This window comes from Pseudoalteromonas sp. 2CM41L (assembly GCF_023161905.1).
Classification (GTDB): domain Bacteria; phylum Pseudomonadota; class Gammaproteobacteria; order Enterobacterales; family Alteromonadaceae; genus Pseudoalteromonas; species Pseudoalteromonas atlantica.
Map to the genome: position 1 here is coordinate 159,495 of NZ_JALNTN010000007.1, position 7,333 is coordinate 166,827.

Here is a 7,333-nt window from a genome sequence, read left to right on the forward strand (position 1 = left end):
AATCTCTAACAGCTATTATCTAATCAATCACTACCAAATAAATCACGCGTATATACTTTATCTGCAATGTCGCTAAGCTCCTCAACCATACGGTTAGAAACCACCACATCAGATATCTGCTTAAATTCGTTTAAGTCTTTTATTACGCGCGAATGATAAAACTCGCTCTCTTCAAGAACAGGCTCAAATACGACAACCTCAATACCTTTTGCTTTAATACGTTTCATAATGCCTTGAATAGCAGAGGCTCTAAAGTTATCTGAGCCTGTTTTCATTACTAAACGGTACACGCCCACGATTTTGGGGCTACGCTTAATAATTGAGTCAGCAATAAAGTCTTTACGTGTTGTATTAGCGTCTACAATAGCGCCAATTATATTATTTGGTACACTTTGGTAATTAGCACGCAATTGTTTAGTGTCTTTTGGTAAACAGTAGCCGCCATAGCCAAACGACGGATTATTGTAATGCTTTCCAATACGTGGATCTAACCCTACACCTTCGATAATCTGCTTACTATTTAGCCCATGCGCTTCTGCATAACTATCAAGCTCATTAAAATAAGCAACTCGCATTGCAAGGTAGGTGTTAGAAAATAACTTAATAGCTTCGGCTTCTGTTGAGTCGGTAAATAACACTTCAACATCTTGCTTAATTGCACCTTGCTTAAGTAAGTTAGCAAAAATAGTTGCGCGCTCGCTTTGCTCGCCCACAACAATACGTGATGGGTGCAAATTATCGTAAAGCGCCTTTCCTTCACGTAAAAATTCAGGGGAAAATATTAAGTTTTCAACATTCAGCCGCTGCTTTATATCAGCAGTAAAGCCTACCGGAATAGTCGACTTAATCACCATAACTGCATTAGGGTTATGCGCCATAGTATCTTTAATTACCGCTTCAACAGAACTAGTATTAAAGTAGTTATTTTCAACATCGTAATCAGTGGGTGTAGCTATAATTACGTAATCAGCGTTTTTATAAGCGGCTACTTTGTCGGTAGTGGCTGTAAAGTTTAAGTCATCACGTGTTAAAAATTCGCTAATTTCTTTATCAACAATTGGTGACTGCTTATCGCTTAAAAGTGCTATTTTTTTTTCGTCAATATCAAGTGCAACCACTTCATTATATTGCGATAAGAGCATAGCATTTGAAAGGCCTACATAGCCTGTACCTACCACTGCAATTTTCATATTAATCCTTTAAAATTAAAAGTTTAAAATTAAGCATTTTATATAAGTAGTGAAAGTTCTACTCATAATAGCTTACAAGCTGCTCAATAAAACTAGCGACTTGTGATTTAGGTAGTTCATTAATGCCCGCGGCAGCAGCTCGGCCCCCACCTGTAGCAAACTTACTACATATATCTACAGCACCTTGTTTGTTGTTAAGCGGCGCTCTCACACTTACTAAATAGCTGCCTTTGTTATTAAAGGTAAATACTGCATGAGCCTTATTCGGAGACTGATTAGCAAGATCGTTACCTAAAACGCCACTTACCCGGCGAGCCCAAGCCGCATCTTCTAATAAAATTACTTTGGCAGTATCACAATCATGAAGGACTTGTGCATTAGCTGCTTTTTCCATATCGGCTTTATAAGCTCGCTCAAGAGTATAATAAACCGAGCTTTTATCGTTTATTGCATCAAACGGCGATTTATATTGTAAAAGAAGCTCAAACAAACTTTCTGGGGCGAAGTGTAAATCAGCCACTTCACTTCCGTAGCCGTTATAATTTATGTAAGTACCAAACGCTTTTAACTGTGACTTTTGTAAATCGTTTAAATTTAACTTGTCAGCCTCGCTATCTGCTTTAGCAAATAAATTATCACCGTAAGCGGCTGTAATAGCCCATAAGTGAAACTGCTTATCTAGTAAATCACTAACGATTAAGCTGGTACACATATTCGCATCAAGATCGATATGCGCATATAAATTAGCATGATTAGGTATATCGCCAGCTTTATGGTGATCTACGTACATAACACGAGCTCCAGCACTTAAAGCATCGTGAAGCGCAGGCATATTTTTTTCCATTGAAATATCCAACACTCGAATGCAATCACCCTCTTTTGGTGTGATTTTTTGCATTAGTTGAATATCGCGTTTTACCCCTGTTACCTTAATTGTATCGGTAGGGTTAGCTAATTGAAGCTGAAGTAAAGCGATAATACCATCGGCATCACCGTTAAAAATGTCATATTTCATAATACTCTCAAGTACCAAAATAGAAAAAGTATACCAATATAATTAAAGGCAGTTCTTAGGAAAAGCATCTTTATACTATCGGCAAAACAACAAATAATTGCTTTCGCAAGTAAAGCCAAACCAATTGATAAACTTAATACTCAACAGCTGTTAGCTGCTAGTATCTACAATTTTATTTTTTATCAAATAATCTACAATTTGCTCTGCACATTGTTCAATGGTTTGGTCAGCTGTTTTAACATGTATATCGGGGTTTTCGGGCACATCAAATGCTGAACTAATCCCTGTAAAGTTTGGTATTTCACCTGCGCGCGCTTTCTTATATAAGCCCTTTGGATCGCGGCTTTCGCAAACAGCAAGCGGTGTATCAATAAACACTTCTACAAACTCACCTTCATTTACTATACTTCGAGCTTGAGCGCGGTCAGCTTTAAATGGCGAAATAAACGCAGTAGATACAATAAGGCCCGCATCTACAAATAATTTAGCAACTTCACTTATGCGGCGAATATTCTCAACACGGTCTTCATCACTAAATGTAAGCCCCTTATTTAAGCCCATGCGTATATTATCGCCATCAAGCAAATAAGTATGGCAGCCTAATGAAAATAGCTTTGCTTCAACAGCATTTGCCACTGTAGATTTTCCTGAACCACTTAAGCCAGTATACCAAAGCAATACAGGCTTATGACCATTGTGCTGTTGCTTCTGTTTTCTTGACACTGTTTGAGCGTGCCATACTATATTTTCATCTTGGCTCATTGGAATACCCTTGTTCTAAACTATCTAATATATTACTACTAAAAAGTGTTTGCGTGTAGAAGTAAAAAGACTATTGAAAAGCCATGCATATATTTTAACCTTTGCAGCACTCATTTAACTTAACTCAAAACGATTTGACCACCGAGAGCACAGAGGCGCTGCGCGCTACACTGAGAAGTTATTTATAACGCCAGCAAGCTGTGCGTCTACAAGTAATAATTACTTCTCCTTCTCTTCTCTGTGTTCTCTGTGGTGATAAAATCACCTTCGTTGTTTATTTAGAAACAAATCTACCACCGAGGACACCAAGGCGCTGCGCGCTACACTGAGAAGATATTAATAACGCCAGCAAGCTGCGCGTCTACAAATTACTTCTCCTTCTCTTCTCTGTGTTCTCTGTGGTGATAAAATCACCTTCGTTGTTTATTTAGAAACAAATCTACCACCGAGAGCACAGAGGCGCTGCGCGCTACACTGAGAAGGCATTAATAACGCCAGCAAGCTGCGCGTCTACAAGTAACTATTACTTCTCCTTCTTTTCTCTGTGTTCTCTGTGTTCTCTGTGGTGATAACAATCTCTTAATCACTTTATGCATTTAGCCCAAAACAATTTGATCACCGAGGCGCTGCGCGCTACACAGAGAAGATATTAATAACGCCAGCAAGCTGTGCGTCTACAAGGAATAATTACTTCTCCTTTTCTTCTTTGTGTTATCTGTGGTGATAACAATCTCTTAATCACTTTGTGCGTTTAGCCCAAAACAATGTGACCACCGAGGCGCTACACTAAAAAGCAACCGTAATTAATAATGCCAGTAAGTTACTCGCGTAAAATGCCCCTAATTTACACTAAAAGGAAAAAACACAGGCACAAACACCAGCACAACCAGCGCATACACTATGCTAATAGGTAAGCCTATTTTTACAAAGTCGTTTAACCTGTAATTACCTGCATTAAATACCATCAAGTTAGTTTGATAACCATACGGGCTAATAAAACTTCCGCTTGCAGCAAACGCTACCGCCATTACAAAAGGCAACACATCTACACCAAACCCTAAAGCCACGGTATAGCCTATAGGAAACATCAACGCCGCAGCAGCGTTATTAGTTACAAACTCGGTCATTAGCCAAGTTACTACATAAACTAATACAAATGCAGTGTACACATACCTAGGGTCATCAAATTGACCTATAAATCCACCTAACAATTCAACCACGCCAGAGTTAACCAGCGCACTCGACAGTAAAAGTGCAGATGAAACCACTAGCCATATATCAATCGGGAACCGTCTTACTAACTCATTAGTAGTTAAACTACGAGTAAATAAAAGGCCCCCGAGCAATAATACTAGCCCCTCTAATAAATCTAGCACTCCAGCAGCCGCTAATGCTATTGTGGTTACAAAGCCCCCAATGGAAAGCCAAGCTCGCCAGCCATTAATTCTACTTTCAGGCTCTACACCAGATAAGGTTAAAAAGTTTTTATTTATATTTGTTCGAGATTTATAATCATCACCCACGGCTAACACTAAAAAGTCACCAGAGCGAATTATTACATCACCTAGCTTACCCGAAACCTGTTCACCATCTCGTCTTATTGCCACTACAGCAGCATCAAACAATGCCCTAAATCCCGTAGTTTTAAGCGTGCGCCCTACAATTATACTTTCAGACCGAACAACTACCTCAGTAAGGTTGCTATTTAAAGCACCATTTTTTTCTGCAAAAATTTCTAAACCTGAAAACTGCCCTAGCTGCAATAATTTAGTTATGTCACCGCAAAAAATAAGTCTGTCCGAAGGCTGAATTACTTCCGCCGGTGAAACAGGGCTAATAAGCCTGCCTGATCGCACTATTTCAACTAAAAATAATGATTCCAAATGCCTAAGCCCATTAACCTCAACAGAGCGCCCAACTAACTCAGAGCCTGTAGAAACTTTAGCATCAATAAAATACCCCTCTGAAGTAGCATTATTTTGCTCAATACTTGGTAACATTCGGGTGCATAAAAACATAGCTAAACCACAGCAAAGTACCAAAATAGCACCCACAGCAGTAAATGAAAAAAACGATAACGACTTACCCGACGCCTCAATATACATTGAGTTAACGATTAAATTAGTAGAAGTACCTATTAGCGTAAGCGTTCCACCTAAAATAGAGGCATACGATAAAGGTAATAGTAGTTTACTGGCAAAATGGTGGGGGTTATTCCTAATAGGCGAAAGTAACGTAGCCACAACCGCAGTATTATTTAATATAGAAGAAAAAAAAGTGGTAATACCAAACAACCTAAACCAAGTCGAAAAGTAGCTATCAACAATAGTTTTTGAGGCAATAACTCTTAGCAAGCGAGTTTTCTCAAGTGCTAAGGAGCATAAAACAAGCAAAATTAATGTTACAAGGCCAGGGTTTGCAATACTTGTTAAAAACTGATCTTTAGTCACTAAATCGCAAGTGATTAAAGCAATAAGTGTTGCACCAAAAACAGCAACAGGGCGCGTTTGTAAAACAATTAAACCTAAAATTGTAAAAGCAAAAATACAAAGCGTTAGATATGCATCTAATGGCATGGTTAAAGTAGCCATCCTTAGTTAACCTGAACCCTGGATAATAAACCTATCTCTAGCAGCTATTTTCAGTGCTAACTGCGTTAAACTTACTTGCAATAGGCCAGCTATTGACGCGTAAATTCGCCTTGTTTTCATTGAAAATCTCTGGCTAGAGATAATAAATTTAAATATCACTATAATTCAATATGTTTGTAAGTCTCTTAAACAGAGTTCAGGTTAGTTAATAAAATGCGGGCTCTCAAAGAGCCCGCTATATCTCGAGTAATCTAACGGATTACTTTTGCATCCCAATGAGGAAAGTGCTTACGAACTAACGCATTAAACTCAACTTCAAACGCAGAGTGCTCGCTTTTAGGCTTGTTGCCTTTACCGTTTAATGGCTTACGTATCATACCCGCACCAACCGTTACGTTAGTTAAACGGTCAATCACAATAAACGCACCAGTGTGTTTATTTACATCATATGCATCAAATTGGACGGGCGCTGTTAATGCAAATTGGCAGTTACCAATTTCGTTTAGATTTAATTGTGATGCTTCTTGCTGCTCTAGCGTGTTCACATCAACCTTATAGTTAACAACCTCAGCGTAACCATAAACCGATTTACTTCCTACTTTAATTTCGTATTCACGGTCTACATGAAGAGCTTCTTCAGTCATCCATACTACGTCTGCTTCAAAGCTATCAGCTGAATGTGGCTTTTGGTGCGGACGTACTAGCATATCACCACGGCTTACATCTATTTCATCTTCAAGTGTTAATGTAATAGCCATACCTGCTGATGCTTTTTCTAGGTCGCCATCAAAAGTTACTATTGATTTAACCTTACTCTCTTTACCTGAAGGTAGTGAAGCAATTGTGTCGCCCACTCTAATGTCACCCGCAGCAATCGTACCGCTAAAGCCCCTAAAGTCTAGATTTGGGCGATTAACATATTGCACCTGTAGCCTAAACTCATCGTTTTTCGCATGGTTTACTTGTACAGTATTCAGTAGCTTCATTAACGTTGAACCAGGGTACCAGCTCATAGCTTCGCTTTCGTTTACCACATTATCGCCACGTAGCGCCGAAATTGGCACAAAACGTACATCATCAAACGAAAGATCCTGCGCAAACTCGCGGTAATCTTTTTTAATGTTTTGATAAACCGACTGCTCGTAACCTACCGCATCCATTTTATTAATAGCGACAACTACGTTTTTAATACCCAATAAAGAGCAAATATAGCTATGGCGACGTGTTTGCACCTGCACACCGTGGCGCGCATCAATTAAAATAATAGCTAAATCACACGTAGAAGCACCCGTTGCCATATTACGCGTGTACTGCTCATGCCCAGGCGTGTCGGCAATAATAAATTTACGCTGATCTGTTGCAAAATAACGGTACGCAACATCAATCGTAATACCTTGCTCGCGCTCAGATTGCAGGCCATCCACTAAAAGAGATAAGTCAAAATCGTTATCAGTGGTATTAAAACGTTTTGAATCCTTTTCGATGGCAGCCATCTGATCTTCAAAAATCATTTTGCTATCATAAAGCAAGCGGCCAATTAATGTAGATTTACCATCATCCACGCTACCACATGTTAAAATACGTAGCATGTCTTTGTTTTCGTGTACTTTTAAGTAAGCTTCAATATCTGTAGCAAGTAAGTTTGGTTGTGTTTGTTCGGTCATTTTAAGTCCTTTATAAGCTGTAAGCTGTAAGCTATAAGCTATAAGCTATAAGCTATAAGCTATAAGCTATAAGCTATAAGCTATAAGCTATAAGCTATAAGCTATAAGCTA

General features: G+C 38.9%; 5 protein-coding genes. All 5 read right to left on the reverse strand.

All coding sequences use genetic code 11. From position 1 onward, the window contains the following. Nucleotides 1-23 precede the first annotated feature (23 nt). Nucleotides 24-1,190 carry a nucleotide sugar dehydrogenase gene (locus MTF64_RS11035; protein ID WP_248451364.1) on the reverse strand — a complete coding sequence of 389 codons (1,167 nt, stop codon included), beginning with the start codon at nt 1,188-1,190 and terminating at the stop codon, nt 24-26. A 58-nt stretch (nt 1,191-1,248) separates the two neighbouring features. Continuing rightward, nucleotides 1,249-2,205 (reverse strand): DHHA1 domain-containing protein, encoded by a 957-nt coding sequence (locus tag MTF64_RS11040; protein ID WP_248451367.1) that lies wholly within the window; start codon nt 2,203-2,205, stop codon nt 1,249-1,251. Between the two features lie 150 nt (nt 2,206-2,355). Beyond that, entirely contained in the window at nt 2,356-2,967 is a 612-nt protein-coding gene (gene cysC / locus MTF64_RS11045; RefSeq protein WP_248451369.1) for an adenylyl-sulfate kinase, read from the reverse strand. 839 nt (nt 2,968-3,806) lie between these two features. Then, nucleotides 3,807-5,543, reverse strand: coding sequence for an SLC13 family permease (locus tag MTF64_RS11050; protein WP_248451391.1), 1,737 nt, complete (start codon nt 5,541-5,543; stop codon nt 3,807-3,809). Nucleotides 5,544-5,809: 266 nt separating this feature from the next. Beyond that, the gene (gene cysN / locus MTF64_RS11055; protein WP_248451372.1) at nt 5,810-7,222 is read right to left on the reverse strand and encodes a sulfate adenylyltransferase subunit CysN; all 1,413 of its coding nucleotides are present in this window, start codon (nt 7,220-7,222) and stop codon (nt 5,810-5,812) included. Nucleotides 7,223-7,333 lie beyond the last annotated feature (111 nt).

Coding starts and splice junctions, on each gene's coding strand:
- MTF64_RS11035 (WP_248451364.1), bottom strand. CDS start 1,190: ATGAAAATTGCAGTGGTAGGTACAGGCTATGTAGGCCTTTCAAATGCT.
- MTF64_RS11040 (WP_248451367.1), bottom strand. CDS start 2,205: ATGAAATATGACATTTTTAACGGTGATGCCGATGGTATTATCGCTTTA.
- cysC (WP_248451369.1), bottom strand. CDS start 2,967: ATGAGCCAAGATGAAAATATAGTATGGCACGCTCAAACAGTGTCAAGA.
- MTF64_RS11050 (WP_248451391.1), bottom strand. CDS start 5,543: ATGCCATTAGATGCATATCTAACGCTTTGTATTTTTGCTTTTACAATT.
- cysN (WP_248451372.1), bottom strand. CDS start 7,222: ATGACCGAACAAACACAACCAAACTTACTTGCTACAGATATTGAAGCT.